Annotated in this window: 15 protein-coding genes; 13 read left to right on the top strand and 2 right to left on the bottom strand. The window is 40.1% G+C overall.

From position 1 onward, the window contains the following. Positions 1-19: 19 nt before the first annotated feature. From PQ474_RS13790 to PQ474_RS13775, 4 genes are all read left to right on the top strand, one after another. A complete protein-coding gene (locus PQ474_RS13790; RefSeq protein ID WP_273844288.1) occupies positions 20-1,588 on the top strand; it encodes an alpha-L-rhamnosidase-related protein in 1,569 nt (522 codons plus the stop codon). A gap of 347 nt (positions 1,589-1,935) precedes the next feature. Next, a complete protein-coding gene (locus PQ474_RS13785; RefSeq protein ID WP_273844285.1) occupies positions 1,936-5,727 on the top strand; it encodes a DEAD/DEAH box helicase in 3,792 nt (1,263 codons plus the stop codon). Next, the gene (locus tag PQ474_RS13780) at positions 5,720-6,484 is read left to right on the top strand and encodes a hypothetical protein (protein WP_273844283.1); all 765 of its coding nucleotides are present in this window, start codon (positions 5,720-5,722) and stop codon (positions 6,482-6,484) included. The genes PQ474_RS13785 and PQ474_RS13780 overlap by 8 nt, the downstream gene beginning before the upstream one ends. Before the next feature lie 91 nt (positions 6,485-6,575). Beyond that, the gene (locus PQ474_RS13775; RefSeq protein WP_273844281.1) at positions 6,576-8,003 is read left to right on the top strand and encodes an MFS transporter; all 1,428 of its coding nucleotides are present in this window, start codon (positions 6,576-6,578) and stop codon (positions 8,001-8,003) included. A gap of 64 nt (positions 8,004-8,067) precedes the next feature. Here PQ474_RS13775 and ilvA read toward each other — a convergent pair whose 3' ends face one another. Further along, positions 8,068-9,273: a threonine ammonia-lyase gene (ilvA, locus tag PQ474_RS13770; RefSeq protein WP_273844279.1), complete on the bottom strand. Its 1,206-nt coding sequence runs from the start codon at positions 9,271-9,273 to the stop codon at positions 8,068-8,070. A 363-nt stretch (positions 9,274-9,636) separates the two neighbouring features. On the opposite strand from ilvA, the gene PQ474_RS13765 reads away from it, so the two are divergent. From PQ474_RS13765 to PQ474_RS13750, 4 genes are all read left to right on the top strand, one after another. Next, positions 9,637-10,272 (top strand): HAD-IA family hydrolase, encoded by a 636-nt coding sequence (locus PQ474_RS13765; RefSeq protein ID WP_273844277.1) that lies wholly within the window; start codon positions 9,637-9,639, stop codon positions 10,270-10,272. A gap of 438 nt (positions 10,273-10,710) precedes the next feature. Further along, positions 10,711-11,097 carry a hypothetical protein gene (locus PQ474_RS13760; RefSeq protein WP_273844275.1) on the top strand — a complete coding sequence of 129 codons (387 nt, stop codon included), beginning with the start codon at positions 10,711-10,713 and terminating at the stop codon, positions 11,095-11,097. After that, positions 11,084-11,722 carry an O-methyltransferase gene (locus PQ474_RS13755; protein ID WP_273844273.1) on the top strand — a complete coding sequence of 213 codons (639 nt, stop codon included), beginning with the start codon at positions 11,084-11,086 and terminating at the stop codon, positions 11,720-11,722. Before PQ474_RS13760 ends, PQ474_RS13755 begins: the two co-directional genes overlap by 14 nt. A gap of 351 nt (positions 11,723-12,073) precedes the next feature. Continuing rightward, entirely contained in the window at positions 12,074-15,286 is a 3,213-nt protein-coding gene (locus PQ474_RS13750; protein ID WP_273844271.1) for a DEAD/DEAH box helicase, read from the top strand. Positions 15,287-15,346: 60 nt separating this feature from the next. Here the strand turns inward: PQ474_RS13750 and PQ474_RS13745 are convergent, their stop codons facing one another. Then, complete coding sequence (locus PQ474_RS13745; protein WP_390186851.1) at positions 15,347-15,859, bottom strand: TetR/AcrR family transcriptional regulator; 513 nt, start codon at positions 15,857-15,859, stop codon at positions 15,347-15,349. A 276-nt stretch (positions 15,860-16,135) separates the two neighbouring features. Between PQ474_RS13745 and PQ474_RS13740 the strand changes: the two genes are divergently transcribed. The 5 genes from PQ474_RS13740 (at position 16,136) to PQ474_RS13720 (ending at position 23,320) form a co-directional block, all read left to right on the top strand. After that, a complete protein-coding gene (locus PQ474_RS13740) occupies positions 16,136-18,136 on the top strand; it encodes an efflux RND transporter permease subunit (protein ID WP_273844268.1) in 2,001 nt (666 codons plus the stop codon). Between the two features lie 2 nt (positions 18,137-18,138). Beyond that, entirely contained in the window at positions 18,139-19,944 is a 1,806-nt protein-coding gene (locus PQ474_RS13735; RefSeq protein WP_273844266.1) for a YhgE/Pip domain-containing protein, read from the top strand. 21 nt (positions 19,945-19,965) lie between these two features. Further along, entirely contained in the window at positions 19,966-20,115 is a 150-nt protein-coding gene (locus PQ474_RS13730; RefSeq protein ID WP_273844265.1) for a hypothetical protein, read from the top strand. A 302-nt stretch (positions 20,116-20,417) separates the two neighbouring features. After that, complete coding sequence (locus PQ474_RS13725) at positions 20,418-22,355, top strand: IucA/IucC family protein (protein ID WP_273844263.1); 1,938 nt, start codon at positions 20,418-20,420, stop codon at positions 22,353-22,355. A 194-nt stretch (positions 22,356-22,549) separates the two neighbouring features. Continuing rightward, complete coding sequence (locus PQ474_RS13720) at positions 22,550-23,320, top strand: IucA/IucC family C-terminal-domain containing protein (RefSeq protein ID WP_273844261.1); 771 nt, start codon at positions 22,550-22,552, stop codon at positions 23,318-23,320. Positions 23,321-23,531 lie beyond the last annotated feature (211 nt).

Below are 23,531 nucleotides of genomic sequence, written 5' to 3'. Positions count from 1 at the left end.
AAAATAGGAGTGAGTAGGGATGAATATCCAAGTAGAAAAGGATAGAAAGATCATTCGAAATGAAGCGTTTATTAAAAAAGCGGAGGAGTTAAAGCCATCACTTAAAACCGAAGTGGCGAAACCCATTCATTTAGTAAAAACGATAGAGGATAAAGACATCATTCACGGTTGGAAATGTGTTGAGATTGAACCAGCTGTGAACCTTGTTGAAAAGGATTTTAAAAAAGGAGAAAGCTTCATCGTTGATTTTGGTAAGCACCAAGTTGGTTATTTATCCATGCGGGTCCGTCCTGTTGGTAGTCCGCCGGATGCCCCTTTACATATGAGGCTTACATTTGGAGAAATGCCAGTCGAGGTCTCTGTTCCTTTTTCCGATTACAATGGATGGATCAGCAGCTCATGGCTCCAGGAAGAAACCATTCACGTAGATGTTCTGCCCGGAACTGTCTCTTTCCCAAGGCGCTATAGTTTTCGTTATTTAAAAGTGGAGATTCTAGATACATCGGTGAAATATAATGTTGCTTTTGACGAGGTCACTTGTGAAACCGTAACATCAGCAGACAGTAGTACATTAACCGAGCTTCATCATCATGACAGAGAACTACAACAAATTGATGCCGTCAGTATTAAAACATTGGAAGATTGCATGCAGGATGTATTTGAAGACGGACCTAAAAGAGACAGACGATTGTGGCTCGGCGACCTCCGCTTACAAGCCCTTGCAAACTATGAGACATTTAAAAATAATGATCTAGTAAAACGTTGTTTATATCTCTTTGCTGGTGTTCCGAATGACCAAGGGCAAGTATCTGCTAATTTATTTATTGCTCCAACGTTGGTACCAGATGATACGTATTTATATGACTATTCATTATTCTTTACGACAACACTCTATGATTATTTTCAGGCAACAAATGATAGAGAAACACTAGAAGAATTATGGCCAATAGCTTACCGCCAAGTAGAATTAGCTTTAGAGAAGCTAAATGATAGAGGGATCGTAGAAGACAGTCCGACATGGTGGTCTTTTATCGATTGGCATGAGGAGTTAAATAAACAGGGCCCGTCGCAAGCTATCTTGATTTATGCATTAAAGAGGACGATTACGTTAGCTGAGATTCTCGTTGATAATAAAAAGAGTTTTTTAGAAAAGAAATTAACAGAGGTCGTCGATTCTAGTATTCAACATTTGTGGGATGAGCAACAGGGGTTCTTTGTAAGCGGAGAAACTCGCCAAGTGTCTTGGGCAAGCCAGGTTTGGATGGTGCTCGCGCAGGTATTAAGTCAGAAAGAAAACAAAAAGCTAATGAAACGACTACTTGAACAGAATCCAACAATAGGGATGAACACTCCTTATATGTATCATCATCTTGTCGAAGCTTTGTTATTGATTGAAGAAAAAGAGAAGGCCATTGACATGTTGAAAACATACTGGGGTGGAATGATTAAGGATGGAGCAGATACATTCTGGGAGCTGTATAACCCTAATGATAAAGCTTACTCACCGTATGGAAGTTATTTGATTAATAGTTATTGTCATGCGTGGAGTTGTACGCCGACTTACTTAATTAGGAAGTATGATTTATAAGCTACTGGCGGAATTCTGAAGTAGTAAAACAAACTATCTATTGTTCAAAGCCATACTAGGTGTGTAAGTGGTATGGCTTTTTGTCATATGTTTATAATAAGTCTGATTGAGGTGATACTTTTTATATAACAAAAAACGGTAATCATCATTAGACTAATCATAAGAAAGGTCTACTTCCATAAATTAGAAAAATATAACACACATACAAGTACCGGACTATCTTGTAAGTCTTCCATTACACAAAAAAAGTCTATCTTGCTAAAAGGTTGAGTTCACACTATGCTATAATTCATGTAGGTAATAACCATTTTAAATACTATTTGTTGCTGACAAAAGCAGGTGGACATATGATAAAGAGACAAATTACGCCATATCGTTGTCCGGTAACTTTGACAAGTAAGGCGAAGGACAAGATGCGGGAGCTCAGGCTTGATGAGCGCTCGTTTTTTTCGTTGCAGAAATCGTTTCACGTTTATATAGAAAAGTATCCGCCAGCGGCCGATCGCCTTATGTCGGTCGCATTGTTCTTTGACCATGAGACGAATGGGCGGATGGCCGATAAATACAATGAGTTTGTAGTCGTTCTGCATTGTGTGGTCGAGCAGGATCGGTTCATTGCGACGAATGTGACGACAAGAGCGTTGCATACTCCGGTGCAGACCAATTGGCGTCGACCGGTCGATCTCAAGATTGATTTGAACGTACAGCGTGGGGAGCGGATCTCGCTTGATTTGTTGAACTTGGTTCATGAAATGCCGGTTGCGCAGGAAAGTTCGATGTATGTGAAAAAGCGGATTGCGAGCTGGGAAGGCTATTTGAAAATCCAGGAGCGGTCTGCGGATATTCCGGACATGACGTCGCGCTACTTGCGTCTTGTGTTCAATGGTGATTTTAGCCGCGTGACGATTACGGGCTTGGAGCTCGGTGATAAGGAATGGAAGTCACTCAAAGATTTGAGCGTCAAACTCAAAGGGATGGACCAGGATATTGGGAAAGTGTTGAAAGCGAATCGTTCGGCTCGTACGGTTGAAGTGGAGCTGCACGGGTATATGGAGGAACGAGCTAGACAGCAGCGGCTTGACGTGAATCCTAAAGAAGTCGTCTTCAGCAACTTTGCGACATTAAGCCAGGTGAAAAGACTGCGGCAAGGGTTTAAGCATTTAGAAAACGGCCTGGCTGTGAATCCGGATCTTGAACGCCTTTTGTTTGAAAACAAGCCACCGGTCCGAGTGCCGAAAAAGCAAGTCGCGCTAAAGTTTCATAATCGATTGAACGAGTTTCAGCGGGAAGCCGTTACAGGGGCGATGTCTGCGGAAGACTTATACGTCATTCAAGGGCCGCCTGGAACCGGAAAAACAACGGTTATTTCTGAAATTTGCCTGCAAAATGCGAAGGCGGGACTGCGCACATTGGTCGCTTCGCAGTCGAATTTGGCCGTCGACAACGCCCTTGGACGGTTGCTTGCGAATAAAGACATTCGTATTCTTCGCGTCGGGCGTACAGAAAGCATTGAAGAAGAAGGCAAGAAGTTCATTGAAGAAAATGTAGGGAAGTATTGGAAAGACCATACATTACAAGAAGTCTCCACTCAATTTGAAGCACGAAAAAAACGAGAAGACGAGATCGAAGCTGACTGGGCTACGAATGAACAGAAACAAAAGGAGCTGCAGTCGGTGTTTATCCGTGTGGAAGCTGAACTAAAAGCCAAACAGGAAGCGGAAAAACAGTTTAAGGAAATTCAGTCAATCATCGATAAGCAAAAAAAGAACGTGCATGTAGCCGAACAGGAACAACAAGCGGTACAAGAGCATGAACAGGAGATTAGGCACTCTCTATCTTTATTGAATGCCTCCATGGAAAAAGACGAAACCTTTCTTCGTGACGAGCCGGACACTGGCGAAATTCAAAAAGAGTGGGAAGCTAATGAGCAGTTGATTGAGAGGTTGCAAAATAGCATCGCCATTCAAGAGCTTGAAAGTGAGATTACTGAGAAGAAACAATCCATCGGGGAAGTCTCGACTGAATGTGAAAAGTGGGAAGAGGCAGCGAAGCAAATAGAAGCTTTGACCGAAAAAGTAACAACGGTCAAACAAATTGATGGCTTAAGATGGATCATGCTAGAACAAAACATGAAACGCTCACTAACGGTTCAGCAATTGCTCGAAAAACTGGAGAACATTCGCGGCGAAATAAACCAGCTAAAAAAATTAAAAGAATATCACGACAAACTAAACAACGCGATTTCCTATATTGAACGACTTTTGGAGCAGAGAATATCGACTGGCCAGGTACAGCAGCGTGCGATGAAGGCGGCCGTTGGCTTTACCGCCGTGGAGATTGATCAATTCTTAGAAGAACTGAGAAGCAGATTAAAAGGGAATTCAACGATCTACCCGCAAATGCTTATGTCCTCTCTTGAAGGATTATACGCAAGGAGACACTTTATCCGGCAAAAAGAGGAACGGTTCAAGCCGTTTAACACTTATAAACAACTGGCGCAAGAAGCCTTTCAGTCGCTGAAGCAGGAACTGTTAGAGGGGCTTTTGCCTCAGCAACGTGATCACAAGTTGTTGCATCAAAGGTGGGTGAGGACGTTGGGCGAGGCGAGAACTGAACTTCATATTCTTCAAAACAAGCATAAGGAAATGATGGCGACAGCGGAATTGATTCCGAATGCAAAAGAAATGCTTTCTCAAAAAGAAGCAAAAGCGCTTGAACTGCAGAAGAAGAAAGAGCTGTATGAGCAAGTGAAGAAGCGGGTTGAAGAAAATAGCCAGAAACGCACAAGAAAAATCAATCAACTTCAGGAAGTGTTACAGACACTTGCTCAAATTGAAGCTCGCCTTGACCAGTTGCATGATGAGCTCGACCAAAAGGAAGAAGAACAAATTCCTTTAAATGGCATTTTGGCTACAGAACCAGAACGAGAGCATGAAAAGGTATTAACGCAATTGGCAAGTCTTTCTTTGAAACGGGAGTCCTTAAAACAGGAAAAGCAGAGACTTCCGCTATTTCAGTCCATCCAAGGGAAATGGATTTCTTTACTAGAAGAAGCAAGTGACCACGATTTGGATGAAATACGCAAGCTTTATGTGAAGCATGCCAACGTCATTGGGACAACATGTGTGGCATCGGCACGAAAAGATTTTATCGACAGTTATCCCGAGTTTGATGTCGTAATCATTGATGAAGTATCAAAAGCAACCCCACCTGAGCTGCTTTTACCGATGCTAAAAGGGAAAAAGATCATTTTAGTCGGCGATCATCATCAGCTTCCTCCTCTTTTAGGAAATGATACGCTAGAAGAGACGCTACAGGAAATGGCGGACGGAAGTGACGACTTTGAAGGAAAAGCAGAATTAAATAAGCTTTTAAAAGAATCGCTCTTTGAGAGGTTGTTCAAAAACTTGCCGAAAAGCAATAAAACGATGCTCGCCATCCAGTATCGAATGCATGAAAACATTATGGAAACCATCACGCCGTTTTATGAGCAGGAAAACGAACGCCTTCAATGTGGCTTGACCGATTCTGATTCGGACCGGGATCACTTATTGGAATCACCACTCATTAAGCGGAACAATCATCTTTTATGGCTGGATATGCCGAATGAGTCTGCCTTTTTTGAAGAAAGAATGAAAGGTGGAAAAAGCCTGTATAACCCGGCTGAATTGGAGAAGATCGGTGCCTTGCTGAAGGAATTGGATGAAGCAGCGGCACAGGCGAAGCAAGCTGGAAGAATGAAAAAAGATGAGAAAAAAAGCATCGGAGTCATCAGTTTTTACGGGGAACAAGTCAAAAGGATCGACCGCTTGATTCAGCAGGAGCTTCGCTTGAACCACTTGACGATTCGAACGGGAACAGTGGACCGCTTTCAAGGGATGGAAATGGATGTCATTTTAGTAAGCATGGTACGAAATCACGATCATCCAAAGGATGATATCGGTTTCGCAAAAGACTATCGAAGGTTAAATGTCGCTCTATCGAGGGCAAGGGAACTTCTCGTTTTAATTGGAAGTACAAAGATGTTTACCGAGCGAACGAAACAAAGAGACACAAGAAAGATGTACACGCACGTATTAGAAGCGGCAAAAAAACAAGATGGACTTCGAATGCTTGAAGAGGTGATTCAGCATGGATAAATGGATGAAACGTTTACGCGCAACCCTGCTTGAAAATCCAGCTGTCGAAATCAAAGAGTCGGCAATGTGGCATTTGCCGGTCGTGACATTTGATGTGGAATTTAAGCGGGTGAAGCGCTCGAAAATGGACATTCTCATGAAAATGATGCTGCTTGCGTTTGAGGAAGCGGATATCCGCCGGGCAGCCAATTTGTCTGAAATGCTGTTAGTAGAGGAGCTGTTCATCGCTGATTTAATTGGAAAAATGCAGCGAACAGGCTTAATTCAGCCGGAAAAAGGTATCTATAAGCTCACTACGAAAGGGCATGAGCAGCTGAAGACGGGCATCATTGAAGAAGAAATAGAAGAAGAGTGGACCGAGCTTCTTTACAATGCAGATCATGATGAATTTTGGCCGGAGATGACCGAATCAATGCCTGAAACAGACGAAGAATTGACGCTTTATCGGTATGCGAATGATCGGGATCTGATCAATGCGGATCGAATTTTGCAGGTTCTTTCCGAGAGAGAAAATGGGCTGGAGGAAAACGGCTTTCAAACGGTAGTGGCTGACATATTGAGCTTTGATCAACGGATGGTCGAACATGCTCCATGTCTAGAATTTAAAATGTACAACAAAGAACAGGACATGTTTTACGCGCGCGTCTGGAATACGTGGCTCGAACGCTGGGATGATACGCTTGAAAAGCAAATAGAAGAGGAAGAACGGGTGCAATGGCGGGAGAAGTGGGCGTCGGAAGTTGAGAGAGTTGAGTGAATACACTGTTCTATCATCGACAGGTACTTAGCACCTGTCGATGATAGGTTTTTCCCAAGCACTTTACTGGATTTTTTCAGTTGTTCCGTTTATGGTAATAAGTAGTTTACAAATTATAGAAAAAGGATCTGAGGAAGTGATGACTAGTACTGGGCAACAAAGTGCGGAATACAATCTAAATGAATCAGAAAAAAAGAAGATCATCTTCTTGATGTGTTCTGTCTTATTATTTTCTGCGATGAATGGAACCATGTTCATGATTGCCATACCTGATATTGCAAATTCCTTTTCCCTTTCGCCCTCACAAGTAAGCTGGGTTGTAACAGGGTATATCATTCTTTATGCAGTCGGGGCATTGATGTATGGGAAACTAGCCGATATATATCCATTGAAAATCTTATTAACAGTTGGGATTAGCTTCTTTGTGGCAGGTTCGCTTTTAGGCTTTTTTGCACCAACTTATTTGATTGTTATCCTTGCACGGATGATTCAGGCAGCGGGGGCAGCTTCTATCGTTGCACTTGCTTTTATTGTGCCAACTAGGTATTTTCCGGAAGAAAGAGGGAGAGTACTCGGGATTGTCTCAAGTACGATGGCCTTTGCCTCAGGGATTGGACCGGTGATCGGCGGTTTTGTTGCGGGTGCACTGAATTGGCAGTTTTTATTTTTAATATCTGCACTCATTATTTTTACGATTCCATTTTTTCGTATTTGGATGCCTGAAGAAAAAAAGAAAGAAGGCAAAGTGGATATCCTTGGTGCGTTCCTTATCGCCATTGCGGTAGCTACTCTTATTCTTTTTATTACGGCTTTTGTTTGGTGGTACATCGTTATTAGTATCTGTTTCTTTAGTTTGTTTGCTTGGAGAATCTTCCATAGTGATAATCCGTTTATTCATCCTGACTTGTTTAAAAACGCGCCTTATCGAATAACCATTATGGCCGGTTTTTTTGGAATCATGACGATGTTTGGCATGATGTTTATGATGCCTCTCATGCTAAGTGAGGTCAATGGATTAAATACCCTATTTATAGGATTAACTCTCTTTCCAGGTGCCATGGCAGCAGCGTATGTCGGTAAGTGGGCAGGGGTGTTAACGGTTAATAGGGGAAGTAAGCAAGTCGTCTATATTGCCTTTGTGCTCATGACGCTAGGATTCTTCCTGTTATCGACTTTTACGGGAAGTAGTGCTTGGGTGATCAGTATTGTCATCATTATAAGTTATATTGCTTTTCCCTTTATTCAGACGGGGACGGCAAGTTTAATCTCAATAGCTCTGCCTAGCAATGAAATAGGAGTTGGGATAGGGATCTATAATTTATTTAATTTAATGTCTGGTGCCTTTGGGAGTGCCATAATTGGGAAAATGTTAGATAATCAAAGCAGCATGGCCTTTAATGTGTTTTCTGTTGCCCAAGGTTCTGGGATCATCTATAGCAATGTATTTATCGGTCTTGCTTTGTTGACGATATTAAATGGAGGATTCTTTTACTTTGCTTTTAAAAAGCTAGTAATCTGAGCCTTATACGAGTTCCAGACCGCCAGTGCTTGCTAGTACTGGCGGTCTGGAACTTTTTTTCATTTTAGATCAATTCCGTTGTGTACCCTTTTTTCTGCAACGCTTTAAAGATTTCTTCGATATGGTGTCGATCTCTAGTTTCAACAGAAATGGATAATTGTGCATAGCTCGGATAAATTTTATCCCCCATATGGCTAAAGGAAATATCCAATATGTTTCCTTGATGTTCCGTCACAATATGTAAAACCTTTTCAAGGTTTCCTGGCTTGTCTTTGAGAATGGTATTGAACCGCATAAAACGTCCGGCCTCTACCATACCTCTTTCAATAATTCGAGAAATGAAACTTACATCTACGTTTCCTCCACTTATAACAGGCACAATTTTCTTGTTTTTTATAGGAAGCTTTTGATTTAACAGGGCAGCAAGTGAAACGGCGCCTGACCCTTCTACGAGTAATTTGTTCCTCTCAAGTAGCATGAGCATTGTTTGGGCAATTTCCGTTTCATCAACGGAGAGCATGTCATCTACGTATCGTTGAACTAAAGGAAAGGTGTGTTGCCCTGGCCTTTTAACCGCAATACCATCTGCCATTGTTGGGCTAGCATCGACTGTAATGGGTTCCATTTCCAATAGCGACTGGGCCATACTCGGACAAGCCACTGCTTCCACTCCATATACTTGGACGGATGGATTTTTTTCTTTCACTGCTGCCGCGAGTCCGGCGATTAATCCACCACCTCCAACCGGGCAGACAATGGCATCGACCTCGGAAATCTGTTCCATAATTTCGAGTCCAACCGTTCCTTGTCCAGCGATGATGGCCTCATCATCAAAGGCATGAACAAATGCAGCGCCACTTTGATCCTTTAGCTCTAGAGCATAGGCAAGGGCTTCATCGAATACGGCTCCTTGCAACTCAACGTTGGCACCATATTCTTTAGTTGCTTGTACTTTACTTAACGGGGCACCTGCTGGCATGATAATGGTAGAAGGGATGCCTAGCATCGTACTGGCATAAGCAACACCCTGTGCATGATTTCCTGCAGAAGCAGCAACGACCCCATTTTTCAATTCTTCTTTTCTCAATGAAATCATTTTATTGTAGGAGCCACGTACTTTAAAAGAACCTGTCTTTTGCAAATTCTCAAGCTTTAAATAAATATCGTTATCTGAATATTCGCTAAAGGTAAGTGAGTAGTCTAACGGAGTTTTATGTACAATGCCCATCATTTTTTCGTGGGCTGTTACAATATCGTTTAACGAAACCATTTGTGCCCCTCCTTGTTGTAGTTTAAACCAGTTGAACTAGTATTACGTTAGTTTTTACAAGAGGAAAAAGGTTATTCAGAACAAAATTCAAACATAATTGAATCTCTTATTTAATAGGGCATTAACTACTTTAGTATTTATCACAGTATCCGCTTGTTTCCACCTTAAATGAGTACATATTAGGGCTAGAAGTAATATCATATATAAGTTATAAGAGGCTATAAGGTGGGTAGAACGGAATCAAATGCCTGCATTGCGACCGTTCACGAATAGAAACACAAATTTTTACTGCTTATTGAGAACGGTGGATCATCTATATCTAATGTATGAACCATACTGGCTAAAGAGACGAGGTCACAACAAATGCTTAAATATATTATTTTCGATTTTGACGGAACGCTTGCCGACTCCAGACATGTTTTCATCTCTGCATGGAACAGTTTGGCGGACAAACACAAGTATGAGAAGATTAACCGTGCAGAATGGAATACACTTAGAAAACTACCAATCCTTGAGCGAATCAAGCGGTTGAACTTCCCAATCTTTAAAACGCCACTCATCATTTCAGATTTCTACCGTTTCTATCGAAAATATGCAAAAGAAATCAAGTTGTATCCTGGAATGAAAGAAGTGCTGGATACGTTAGAGAGGAAAGGTTACAACATTGCGATTATTTCCTCTAATTCTGAGGATGTGATCAAAGAGGTATTGCGGCGAAATAACGTAAGAAATATATCACAGATCATGAGTTCGAAATTCATTTTCGGCAAAGATCAATTAATCCGGAGATTTCTTAAGGAACAACATTTAAGAAAATCGGAAGTTATGTATGTGGGGGATGAACAAAGGGACATTTTTGCCTGTAAAACAGCAGGAGTCAAGATCATATGGGTGAGTTGGGGCTATGATGCTAAAGAGCTTGTACAGTCACAAAAGCCAGATTACTTTGTGGATTCACCAAAGGGGATACTAGAGGTTGTTTATCAACAAGATAGATAAAAGTATAACGGTAAACATAGGCGCAATCATTAAGGGGAGAGCGTCTTTTTTTGTGTGTAGAAGGATCCTAAAGAAACAGGGGGCAGGCATCTTTTTCAAACTTTCCATCTTCATTCTTCTCATAACCCTTCTCTCATAAGGATCGTCATCCTAATACAAAGGTGCTGCGGCAATTGAAAATCAGTAGTTTGTTTTTTGTGAGAAAAGATAAAAATGAACACAAAAAGCATCATATATTGTGCGAAAAATAGGTTGTGCTCCGAATAGGACAGCACCGATCTTAGATTGGTAATGTTCCTACAACAAAGTAGGGACACTTTAAAAAACAGATTACTTTAACTTGGTTATTTAATAAATAAAAATTGACAATGTGCATACAAATGTATACAATTACCTTTATAACAGAATGTATACATATGTATACAAGGAGGGTTTGTATTGAGAAACGACTTTAACGATTTTAAGAAAGAGGGACATCATCGCGGTGAACGTCACAAAGGAAGAGGTGATTTTTCACAACATCGTGGTCCTAAAACCTTTCGCCGAGGCAGAGCTATTGCTTTTTTAGAAATGATGAATCTCAAACGTTCAACGATAAAGCAACAGTTAGAGCAAGCAGAGTTTCAATCTATCCAGCAAATTTTAGTTGGTGAATTAAAGGCGATTGATATGGTCATTAACGAATTTGTTCAACTATTTGAGATCCATGAAACCGAAATAGAAACAACCAATAAGAAAAATGAAGAAACCGAACCTTCTGAGGTTGAAAGCAAAGAAACTTTAGATCATGAAGAGAGAGGAAGTGAAGAGAATGAAACAAATTAACAGCTATATCGATTTATGGTTTGGTAAACAGGACGATTTATTGGAAGAAGTCCTTTGTTCCATCAAAGAAAACGGGATGCCGTCGATTTCGGTATCTCCTTCCTCTGGAAAGCTTCTCACTATGCTTGTCTCGATTTCAGGAGCTAAAAATGTCTTGGAAATAGGGGCTCTTGGAGGTTTTAGTGGGATTTGCCTTGCAAGAGGATTTGGTCAAGAAGGGAGATTAACTTCCCTAGAATTAGAAGAAAAATACGCAAAACTGGCACAGAGCCATCTATCTAAAGCTGGCTTTGGCGATCAAGTATCCTATATGACTGGAGAAGCGTTGCACAGCCTTGAACAACTAATGAAAGATCAAAAGCGATTCGATTTACTCTTTATCGATGCTGACAAAGTAAATTATGAACATTACTTAAATTATTGTATTAGACTGGCGGAACCTGGCGCTTTAATCGTGACTGATAACGTACTTGCAGGTGGCAGTGTGGCAGACACGGGTGTTAAACCAAAACGGTACACGGAAATAATGAAGAAATTTAATGAAACTGTAGCGAATCATCCTCAATTAGAGTCTGTGCTTCTCCCGATCGGTGATGGGATGACCATTTCAAAAGTAAAAGAATAAATATGACAGGTACTTGTTCATTCTTTTAGAGTGAATCAGGTACTTTTTTTCATGAATGATCTGAATGATTTCAATTTGAATCGCAAGTCATATAAGGCTTACAAGACGTGAAAAGGTGCCAGCCAAAAACTTGAATTAGTTGGTTGCCACAAATGACAACCTGGAGAAAGACTCCCTTTATTTTTTAAGCGCAAGGAAGCCGTGATGCTAGTATCATTTTCGTGACTTAGAAACCTTTTGTGTTCATATAATTTGTGTTAGGGTTTAATAAAGCAGTAACCAAATGACTTTAATAGAGGATAAATACGAAGAGCTTGGTCTCGTTAAACAAAAAGGAAAGAGCGGAAGTGCATGGAGATAAAAATAAATCACAAGATGATTAAAGACATTTGCGGTACTGTCTCCTTTAAAAGAGGGGACTCTTTTTATCGCTCTAATAAAGTGACATTTAATCAGTATAGCCCGGATTTCTGTGAAGCCACCGTTAGTGGCAATGTTGACTTTCATGTCATCATTGCAAGAGGGCAAACAGGGGACATTCAGATGATATGCAGCTGTCCTACTTTAGCTAATTTTCAAAAAAAGTGCCAACATATTGCGGCCGTTTTATTAACCATTTATGGATTACAACGACAAGAGACGTCACCTTCTAGTGTACAAGTTGAACCATCTAATTATGGTGAGCTAACAGAAGACTTCATGTCTCTCTTTAAAGACAGACCGACACGAATAAGTGGACAACAACTTTATTTTGAAAAAAGAGCAGTTCTTCCTGTCAGGTTTACCAGTAAACCAGTCCCGCTCGGAAAGGATCAGTACTTGCTGGGAATGGAAGTTAAGATTGATAGTACAAAAGTACAAAACATACGAGATTTTCTACAAGATGTAAAACAAGGGAAACGTAGTGCAATATCACCTACCGTTACCTATGACCCAAGCATTCATTGCTTTTCAGTTGAAACAGATGCGGTTATTCAACAACTTATTCGGGTTATTCATGATGAAGTGGCCTTTCTAGAAGCGATGCCTTACGCTTCTGGCGATAACGTTACGAATCAGACATTATTAATTCCACCCTCGTCTTGGGAGGATCTTGTCCCAATACTTACAAAAGCCCCATTCGTTTCGCTAAGACATGATGGTCATTCTTTTGAGAGATTCCAACTGGTAGAGGGAACACCTCCTATACAGTTTACATTCGAAGAAACCGAGGGCGCTGATTATCAATTGACGATCAAAGGCTTTGAACGAATGGTCGTTTTACCCTTCTATCGTGCTGTGCTGTGTGACGGGAAAGTGTTTCAGCTAGAAGGACAGGATTGTGAACGATTATACGAGTTAAAACAAATGTTAGCCGCTCCGAGTAAGAACCACATTCCAATTCCACATGAACAAATCGATTTTTTTCTAAAAAAAATCGTACCAGGTCTGAAAAAAATGGGTGAGGTCAAACTATCGAAATCATTATCTCAGGAGATGTTGAAAAGCCCACTTATTGCCAAGTTATACTTGGATCGTTTGAGAAACCGACTGCTCGTAGGAATAGAGTTTCAATATGAAAATGTCATTATTCAACCATTGGAAAGCCGAGACATTCCAAAAGGACCCTTGATTATAAGGGATTTGGAAAGAGAAGAGGAAATCCTTCAACTCATGGAGGAAAGTGGGATTTCAAAAACAGATGGCGGTTATTTTATGCAAAATGAAGCACTTGAGTACGACTTTTTATACCATGTCGTTCCTAAGCTTCAGCCAATCACCCAAATCTATGCAACAACAGCTGTCCGAAATAGACTCTTGAAAAAGAATGCCCATCCAAGAATTAGAGTTAAGATCAATGAAAAAGAAAGAACGAATTGGCTGGTATTTAAATTTGAAATGGATGGGATTGCCGACAAAGAGGTGAAGGAAATTTTAGCGGCACTAGAAGAGAAGCGAAAATATTACCGTTTTCCAAACGGGTCACTCCTGTCTCTTGAGACGAAGGAGATGGAAGAAATTCATCGTTTTTTGAATGCTGTTCCTCTTCAGGATCAAGACTTTGAAGCTAGTCTCAATATGCCTATGATTCAAGGGCTAAAATTTCTTGATTCTATTGATGATAGCCAAGTCTTTCAGGCAGAGGAATCGATTCGTCAATTCCTTGATCAGCTACTGAACCCGGGAAATCTGGAATTTGAGGTGCCACAAGACCTAGATCTTGTATTACGGGACTATCAAAAGCGTGGATATCAATGGATGAAGACACTGGCAAGTTATGGGTTTGGTGGCATTTTAGCCGATGATATGGGGCTAGGTAAAACGTTACAAAGCATTACATTCATTGTTTCTGAGCTTTCGCGTATTCGAGAAAGAAGGGAACCGGTCCTTATTGTTTGCCCATCCTCCTTAACGTATAACTGGTTACATGAAATCATGAAATTTGCTCCGGAACTTCAAGCGGTCGTGATAGATGGACATAAATTGGATAGAGAACGAATACTAAAAGATACGAAAGAATTAGATGTAATAATTACGTCCTATCCTTTACTTCGTCGTGATAGTAAATGGTATGAGAAGCAAACGTTTCATACGGTTTTCTTTGATGAGGCTCAGGCGTTTAAAAACCCAGTGACCCAAACCGCTCGTGCCGTTAAAAGGATCAAGGCAGAACATCGTTTTGGGCTTACAGGAACACCGGTGGAAAATTCACTTGAAGAACTTTGGTCGATTTACCATATAGTCTTTCCGCAGCTTTTCCAAGGATTAAAGGAATACAGTCAGCTATCAAGAAAGAAAATTGCTCTTAGGGTTCGCCCATTTTTACTTCGTAGAATCAAAGAGGATGTGCTTTTTGAATTGCCTGAGAAAGTGGAATCACTTGTATCAGCAGAGTTGCTACCTGAACAAAAGAAGCTCTATATGGCCTATTTAGCAAAGTTAAGACACGAGACATTAAAGCATCTGGATAAGGAGACCTTGCGAAAAAATCGGATAAAAATATTAGCAGGATTGACCAGGTTGCGACAAATTTGTTGTCACCCAGCTCTGTTTGTAGACGGTTATAAGGGAAGCTCAGCAAAGTTTGAGCAGCTTCTACAAATCGTTGAGGAATCCAAACTTTCTGGCAGAAGAGTGCTGATATTCTCCCAATTCACGAAAATGCTTGAGCTAATAGGGAGAGAGCTCACAATGCGAGGTCAAACCTATTTCTATCTGGATGGACAAACTCCTTCAGAGGAACGATTGGATCTCTGCAATCGATTTAATGAGGGTGAGAGAGAGTTGTTTCTTATTTCCTTAAAAGCAGGAGGAACAGGGCTGAATTTAACAGGTGCAGATACGGTCATCTTATATGATCTCTGGTGGAACCCGGCGGTCGAGGAACAAGCGGCAGACCGAGCTCACAGAATGGGACAGAAAAAAAGTGTGAACGTGATCAAGCTAGTGGCCCGTGGCACCATTGAAGAAAAAATGAATGAGCTCCAAGATAAAAAGAGAGATCTCATTGCAGAGATTGTGGATTCAGAAGAACAAGCATCAGTAGCGTTAACGGAAGAGGATATTCGTGAGATTTTAAGATAGGGTGCCTGGGATCAGGCACCTTTTTTATGAAAAGCTTATAAATGATAGATTGAATGTTCATTATAACCTGAATAAAGAAGAAAGTCCTTTATTCGTTAAATTATTGATTATTTCAGCCAGTTCCTGAGGGGTTTTATCCATTCCGTTATCCAACCAACTTTTAATCACATGAATGCTTCCACTAACGACAAACATACTGATGTACTCTGAAATTTTTGGGTCGAGGATGTTGATAGCCATCCAGTTTTTCATGGTGAATTGATGAGTGATCTCCATGGCCCTTTTTTGAAAGCTTGTATCACTATGTTCACTTAAGAGAGTTTGAAAGATCTCTCTGTTTGCTGCGATATACTCTAATATTTTCTCCGTCATCTGCAATGCTTCTTCTTCCTTCGTAAAATTGTATGTACTTAGTGTCAGGTTCATATCCTCTATAATTTCTTCTTCAATTTTATTTAGAAACTCAAACTGATCCGAGTAGTGGGAATAAAAAGTGGAACGGTTGATATCGGCCAGTTCGCAGATTTCCTTTACCGTGATCTTGGAAATGTGCTTTTTTTTTAATAGTTTCATGAGGCTGTCCTTTAGAACCATGCGGGTATATTTCTTACGTCTATCTAATTTAGAAGTCAATGTGTATCACCTTTTTCTATATTTATTAACGTAATCCAACATAATGACGTAATCTGTTGGGCATAAAACGTATGCTTTGAAACTGTTTGTTGAATAAAACAACACTGTGTCTTTATAATGATAAAGTCAAATGGATATTAGCACAAGAGAGGGTGAATTCTTATTGGCTTTTCAGCACGAATTATCAAACAGAGTAAAGTAATTGTCCTTGTTTTTATGATCATTGCCGTTGTCTCGACCATAGCGCAGTTTTTTGTGTCGGTGAATTATAATATGGTAGATTATTTGCCTGATGATGCTCAGTCTACACGAGCGATTCAAATCATGGATGAAGAATTTACAGGGGCTGTCCCAAATACAAGAGTCATGATCAAAGATGTCACGTTGCAGGAAGCTCTCGTGTTTAAAGAACAGCTTGCCGCGATTGATGGTGTGACGGATGTGATCTGGCTTGATCATGTAATAGATGTGAAACAACCGCTTGAAATGGCAGACGAGAAGATTGTTGAAGATTATTATAAAAATGGTGACGCACTATTCTCGTTCAGTGTTAGAAGTGGTGATGAAGTCAAGATTACCGATGCCATTTATGAATTGATTGGAAAGGAAGATGCCCTTGCTGGAGAAGCGTTAGATACAGCGACTTCACAAAAAATGGCAGGGCAGGAGTCCTTTTACGCGGCTGCACTGCTAGTGCCAATCATTATTCTGATCCTTATTTTATCAACTACTTCGTGGATTGAGCCATTGTTTTTCCTTACCGCGATTGGGGTTTCGGTATTGATTAACCTAGGGACAAACATCTTTATCGGAGAGGTTTCCTTTGTCACACAATCGGTGGCCCCGATCTTGCAATTAGCCGTATCGTTGGATTATGCCATTTTTCTTCTTCATAGTTTTTCAGAGTATAGAAAGAAAACGAATAATCCGGAAGAAGCGATGCAGCTTGCGATGAAAAAATTGTTTCCGGCAATTGCCGCAAGCGCAGCGACAACGTTTTTTGGTTTTACAGCCTTGATGCTCATGAGTTTTGAAATTGGAGCAGATCTTGGGCTAAACTTAGTAAAAGGGATTTTACTAAGTTTTATTAGTGTAATGGTGTTCTTACCTGCATTAACTCTATGTTTCTATAAATGGATGGACAAAACGGAGCATAAAGATTTTGTACCTAGCTTTAAAGGGTTTGGGGCTAAGGTTTTTAAACTAAGAATTCCTAGTTTACTTATTGTTTTCGCTATTTTAGTTCCAAGTTTCTTGGCACAAAGCCATACGACTTTTACTTATGGTCTTGGAGATCAACCGGAGACGACCCGTGCTGGGAGCGATTTTCTCGTAATTGAAGAGGCATTTGGCGAGACCACTCCGATTGTTTTATTAGTGCCTAAGGGTGATTTAGTAAAAGAGATGGAGCTCGTGCAAGAGTTGGAAGAGATTGACCACGTTACAAGTGTCATTTCGTATGTCAATATGGTAGGGACGGTGATCCCAACAGAATATCTAGATGAATCGGTAACAGAAGAGTTCTTCTCCGAAAACTACAGCCGCATTATAATCTATACAAATGCTGCTAAGGAGGGAGATGTCCCCTTTGCCATTGTAGAAGCCGTTCAAGAGACAGCTGCCTATTATTATGGGAATGAGGCGCTGAGTCTCGGTGAAAGTGTCACATTATATGATATTAAAAATACGACGGCTAGAGACAACGTGGTGGTCAATATATTGACTGTCGTTGCGATCGCTATCGTTCTATTGATTACATTTAAATCCATTACGATACCTGTCGTTCTTTTAACAACAATTCAAGCTGCCGTATGGATTAATTTATCGGTTCCTTATTTCACAGATACTTCTTTAGTGTTCGTCGGATACCTCATCATTAGTACGGTGCAGCTGGCGGCAACGGTCGATTATGCGATTTTATTTACAGAGGCTTACAAGGAAAATCGGAAAGAAATGACGGCTGTTGAGGCCATTAAAAAAACGTTGGATGAAAAAACGTTTTCGATATCGATTTCGGCTGCGATTTTATCGAGCATTGGATTTATTTTATGGATTACCTCCTCGAATCCGATCGTTTCTTCGATTGGCTTACTTCTAGGAAGAGGGGCTTTACTTGCCTTTGTTATGGTCGTTTGTTTCTTGCCAGCGCTGTTATGGATCATGGATAAATGGATTAGTAAAACAACCTATAAAGCAAACTTTTATAAGGGGAAATGATGATGAGAAAAAAACAAATCATGCTAGTTGCCCTGACTTCGATGTTGGTCTTGCCTTCATTTGTTGTTGAGGCAGCCCCAAATAACCGTACGACAGAAAAAGTGGATGGGGAACTGCTTACCAAAGATGAAGTGGTTTATGCAACGCTAAATGCAAACGGAGAACTGAATGAAATTTACGTGGTGAATATGTTAGATGTTACGAAAGCTGGTACGATTATTGATTATGGTACCTATAGCAGTCTGAAAAATTTAACGGATTTATCGGAACTCGAACAAGGGGATCAGCAGGTTCAAATTGAAGCACCAAAAGGTAAATTTTACTATCAAGGGAACATGGATAGTGGCGAATTGCCATGGGATGTGACCATTTCATATGTATTAGATGGAAAAGAAATGGATCCAGACGTGCTTGCAGGAAAAGACGGACAATTAAGCATTCATATTCACACGTTCGCCAATGAAAAGGTAGATCCCGTTTTCTTTGAAACCTATTTACTACAAATTTCTCTTACGTTTGATCCTGATCTGTATAGCAACATTGAAATTTCAGAGGGGTTGATGGTAAACGTCGGAAAAAATAAGCAAGTGACATTCACCGTTATGCCCGAACAAGAGGGGGAGCTTAGCCTAACCGCTGGTGTGGTGGATTTCGAACTAGAGGGCATTGACATATCAGCCGTTCCATCCTCCATGTCGATCGACGCACCTGATATCGATGAGATGAGTGGGGAGATGGAGTCATTAACAGATGCCATCGAAGAGGTAAACAAGGGTGTTGGACAATTAAAGAGTGGTATTTTCGAATTAAATAATGGTGTAACTAGCCTTCGTAATGGTTCCGAACAATACAAAAATGGTATGTCTAATATCAATCGCGCATCTGCCGAACTGATTCAGGCGTCGGGTTCAATTGACGAAGCTCTAGCAACGATTAGTAATAGCCTTAGTGATTCAGAAGAATTCGATTTAAGTCAGTTGCATGATTTACCGGAAGGTCTCAGAAAAATGGCAAATGGTCTTAACGAAACAGCAAACGGATTAGCTATCTTAAGGGAGAACTACAATGTTGCATACAGCTCATTAGATGATGCCATGGAGGCCATTCCTTCCTATTCAATTACGGAAGAAGACATACACGGGTTATACGCGAGTGGTGCAAATGCTAGTGTAGTTGATAAATTGGTAGAGACGTATTCCGCTGCACAAGTGGCAAAAGGTACTTATTCAGGTGTGAAGCAAGGTTTTTCGGCTGTAGATACAACATTAAAGGAGATAAATGGCTCTATTAGAGAAATGGGCGGTGCATTGTCTTCGATCGCGAATGGACTTTCTTCCTCTTTGGAAGGAATGGATGATATGGGTTCTCTCACTCAATTACAAGAAGGGTTGGCGACACTGTCTTCGAATTATGGAGAGTTCCACTCTGGACTAGTGGATTATACAAACGGTGTAGGTCAATTATCAATCTCCTACAATGAGTTACATTCAGGCATTGTGGAATTGTCTGGTGGTACGAATGAATTAGCAGGAGGAGCAACGGAGCTTCACAACGGTACAGGTACATTAGCGAAATCAACTAGCAAACTACCGGATCAAATGCAAGAGGAAATCGATCGAATGATCGCAGAGTATGATAAATCTGATTTTGATCCCGTATCCTTTGTCTCATCCAACAACGAGCAAATAAGCACCGTACAGTTTGTGATCAAAACAGAAAGTATCAAAAAAGAAGAACAAGAAACAAACGAGCTTCAAGTAGTTGAAGAAAAAGGTTTTTGGAAGCGCCTATTGGATTTGTTTTCTTAAGGATGTGGTGCCTGAGCGCCAGTGCTATTAAGCACTGGCGCTCAGGCACCTTTTTTTAGTGAAAAGAGGATGGAAGAAAAAGATGAGAAACGAGCTATACAGCTGCAGGAAGCGAATCATCAACTTGTTGAAATTCAAAGCCCATCTAACAGAGCTGCATTACGTGATTAACCGAAAGAAAGGAGAAAAGCTACCTTTTTGTCTACCAAACAAGTGGATTCGTATCAGGAAAGTGAACCGGTTTTAAGGAATGGAATGGAATGGAATGAATGATACGTAATCATGATACATACAGGTTAATATCTGCTTTCAATATAAGGGTAACTTAAATTTCAACGATGACAGCCTCTCAATAGGAATTTGCCTAGCTTTATCCGAATAAATATTAAATACGTCCTCTTACTAAATACAATCGGTTATGTCTAAGAGTATGGTGCGTAGTAAATAGTGTGAGTTACAGGTGGAGGGATCAAATGTCATTAGCTGAATTGAATTTACAGAAAAGAGAAGAAGAAATCTATTTTTTTATTAAAGCTACATACCCTCAGTTTTTACATTTATATATTGAGACAGTCCCAAACGCACGCTTTATGATCATGGAACGTATGATTAATGCAATTCTGAGAGAAGGATTTGTAGAAAGGGAGGTAATTGAAAGGAAGGTGTCCCATTCGAATCATATTGAGCTTGATGTAGCAAACGGGAGACTGAGCATAGCAATAAAAGAACGGTATAGTTATAATCGCTTTAAGCTAGAGAAAAATCCTAATTATCATCATGAAACTGGAGAAGTCGTCGAGATTATCCACCCTTCTTTTCTACTTCATCTAATCAGGAAAATGAATGAAAAAGAGACCTATACGAATTTTGATGGGTTTCAGGCTGAATTGGCAGATAGTGTGGCAAATATGGGCTTAGCGTTATTTTTTCAAAAGGTTACCCGTAGAAAGCTACAGTCCTTGAATATGGAGCATGGCGGTAATACAATCTTAGATTTAGTGAACCATTTAGTGAAAGAAAATGATCGTCTATTCGATCCTTCTTTGTTTTTTGAACAATTATGTGTGTCAGGGCATTTTCTCCATCCTTGCACTAAATCAAAAATGGGGTTAAGCATTGAAGAGATTATGAATTTTTCTTCTGAGTATGATTCATCTTACCAGTTGCATTTTGTAGCTATACATAAAGATTATGCTTACTATAATCCTAAAATTGAGAGGAAGAGTATCAAGCAGTTTTGGTTAGAACAATATCCTGATCTCTATCTGGAATTCGAAAGAAGTTGCAAGTCACATGGTCACAATTGTGAAGATTTTTTCCTTCTACCTGTGCATCCATGGCAAAAGAAGCATGTACTTCCTCGGTTATATAAAGAAGAAATAGAAAACGGACATATCATTTCGATTCCGCATCCGATGTTAGTAAAGCCCACCTTGTCTTTTCGCACCGTGTTGCCAATGACAGGTGAGGCGAACTATCATTTTAAGCTACCGATTGAGATTCAGATGACAAGCGCGATTAGGACTGTTTCAGCGAATTCCGTTCATAATGGACCGGAACTGACCTTGATCTTAAATGACATCTTGTCGGTCGAACAGTATTTTGATCAAAGTTTTCATATAATAGGGGAAGAGATTGGTTTACGTTTTCAATCAAAAGAGGTGAATGAGCTTCATTTTCAAGACCGAAGCAAAAATCTTTCCTATCTAATTAGGCGAAACCCTACGTCTCTTGTAAGTACAGAAGAACAGGCCATTGTTGCTTGTGCTTTATTCAATCAATCGCCTATTACGGAACAAACACTAATCTGTGAAATAATTGAACAATTTCATTTGCAGCAGCAGGCTAATCAATCATTCGAAGAAAATATCTTCTTATTCTTTAAGTTATATGTCAAAAATCTGCTTGCTGGAGTGATTCCATTAATGTCCAAGTACGGTATTGGTTTAGAAGGTCATTTACAAAATACACTGATTGTTTTTAAAGATTGGAAACCTGTGAAAGTGTTGGTCCGTGATTTAGGTGGTGTCAGGATCGACCAAAGGCGTTTAGTGAAGAAAGGCTTTGTTGGAAGCTATTTTCCTGGTTCTGTCACCATTAATGACGATGAAGTGGAAATGCAAAATAAAGTAATCCATACGGTCTTTCAAAGCAACATTGGTGAATTAACTTATCATTTAGCAAGTGAATACAAGTTAAACGAGCAAGTTTTTTGGGAGATCGTCAGTAAGATCTGTCATGACATTTTCGACCAACTATCACAAGATCAGACGTTGCAAGGAAATGTTGATAAGGATAAAGAGGCGTTATTTAGTAAAACAGTTCAAACAAAAGCACTAACTTTAATGCGTTTGACAGACGATGTAACAGATTATGCATATATTCTTGTACGAAACCCGATAGCTAACTGACACATAAAGGCTGTGTGCGCTACCATCCTGCTATGAAGATGAAGCATAGCAGGATTTCTCTCTTTCGTCCAAGAATAAAGAAAGCAGTAAGAGCTTGTTTTCTTGAATATGTTTGACAATGAGAATCATTATTGTTTAAGATGTTACTAGTGATATGGATAAACATCCTTGAAGAGAAAAATAGGGAGGTTGCCATGCGGAAATGCTCATTACAAACCGAAGACCGGTTATTATTAGAAAACTACCGTATTTGTTTTAAAGACGAGCAAAGAACATCTTACATGGATGTGAACGATATATTAGATCAAGATAAATTATCGTCTTTTTTAACATGGGTACAAAACGAATTACAGGCACCCGACCTCCTTGTGGCGGCGTCGGCTTTTTCAAAAAGATATAGCTATCTTATGGTTGTACCAGCACTCTTTACTTTTTCTTTACTAAACAAACAATTAAATATGTCTGTTTCAAATTTAAGTCTATTGTCGTCTATATCTGAAAACAAATGGTTGCCTCGTCTGTTTATAAAGGACCCAAATGCTTTTTTGTTTGAGACTGACCAGGAACGAGCAGAGAGTAGGGATAAGCTAATTGAAACTATCTTTGCTCACCATTTAAGTCCTTTGTGGGACAGGTTGTCTGTGATCTCAAAAATACCGCAGTATATTTTGTGGGAGAATACAGCCGTGTATCTTTTTTGGGTTTATGAATCTTTATTAAACAGGGCAGACCTGACGGCGAACGATAGAGTTGTAATTAAATCAGATTTCAATTATATCATTTATGAGGCGCATGCCCGTTTATTTGGCTGCTTTACAAAAGATAATCCATTTGAAACGTATTATAATCATAGAAAAAAGATAGATGGAACATACATAAGAATCCGTAAAACTTGCTGTTTCTCTTATAAACTTTCTGCCGATCTGAAAATGTGTAACAGCTGTCCGAAAAAGGATCGCTGCTAACTTCTCGTTTGATCAGAAGGAGTAACCCAAATAAAAGAATCTCAACAGGTTAACACTGGACGACTGTAAATTTAAGCGATTCTGTTTGAGTCTATAGTAGCACTTGGGGTCAGGCACTGTTTAGTATTGCTATATTTAAGATGAGATAGTGTGGCTGCCTCATAAATGTGTAGACCGTTTATTTCTTCCATTATGGATTTAGAGGAGGGAG

The organism is Halalkalibacter alkalisediminis (genome assembly GCF_028610705.1).
Classification (GTDB): domain Bacteria; phylum Bacillota; class Bacilli; order Bacillales; family Bacillaceae_D; genus Halalkalibacter; species Halalkalibacter alkalisediminis.
This window is presented reverse-complemented; position numbering and strand designations above follow the sequence as displayed.

Coding starts and splice junctions, on each gene's coding strand:
- PQ474_RS13725 (WP_273844263.1), top strand. CDS start 20,418: ATGTCATTAGCTGAATTGAATTTACAGAAAAGAGAAGAAGAAATCTAT.
- PQ474_RS13720 (WP_273844261.1), top strand. CDS start 22,550: ATGCGGAAATGCTCATTACAAACCGAAGACCGGTTATTATTAGAAAAC.
- PQ474_RS13745 (WP_390186851.1), bottom strand. CDS start 15,859: ATGAAACTATTAAAAAAAAAGCACATTTCCAAGATCACGGTAAAGGAA.
- PQ474_RS13765 (WP_273844277.1), top strand. CDS start 9,637: ATGCTTAAATATATTATTTTCGATTTTGACGGAACGCTTGCCGACTCC.
- PQ474_RS13780 (WP_273844283.1), top strand. CDS start 5,720: ATGGATAAATGGATGAAACGTTTACGCGCAACCCTGCTTGAAAATCCA.
- ilvA (WP_273844279.1), bottom strand. CDS start 9,273: ATGGTTTCGTTAAACGATATTGTAACAGCCCACGAAAAAATGATGGGC.
- PQ474_RS13735 (WP_273844266.1), top strand. CDS start 18,139: ATGAGAAAAAAACAAATCATGCTAGTTGCCCTGACTTCGATGTTGGTC.
- PQ474_RS13755 (WP_273844273.1), top strand. CDS start 11,084: ATGAAACAAATTAACAGCTATATCGATTTATGGTTTGGTAAACAGGAC.
- PQ474_RS13775 (WP_273844281.1), top strand. CDS start 6,576: ATGGTAATAAGTAGTTTACAAATTATAGAAAAAGGATCTGAGGAAGTG.
- PQ474_RS13785 (WP_273844285.1), top strand. CDS start 1,936: ATGATAAAGAGACAAATTACGCCATATCGTTGTCCGGTAACTTTGACA.
- PQ474_RS13740 (WP_273844268.1), top strand. CDS start 16,136: ATGATCATTGCCGTTGTCTCGACCATAGCGCAGTTTTTTGTGTCGGTG.
- PQ474_RS13790 (WP_273844288.1), top strand. CDS start 20: ATGAATATCCAAGTAGAAAAGGATAGAAAGATCATTCGAAATGAAGCG.
- PQ474_RS13750 (WP_273844271.1), top strand. CDS start 12,074: ATGGAGATAAAAATAAATCACAAGATGATTAAAGACATTTGCGGTACT.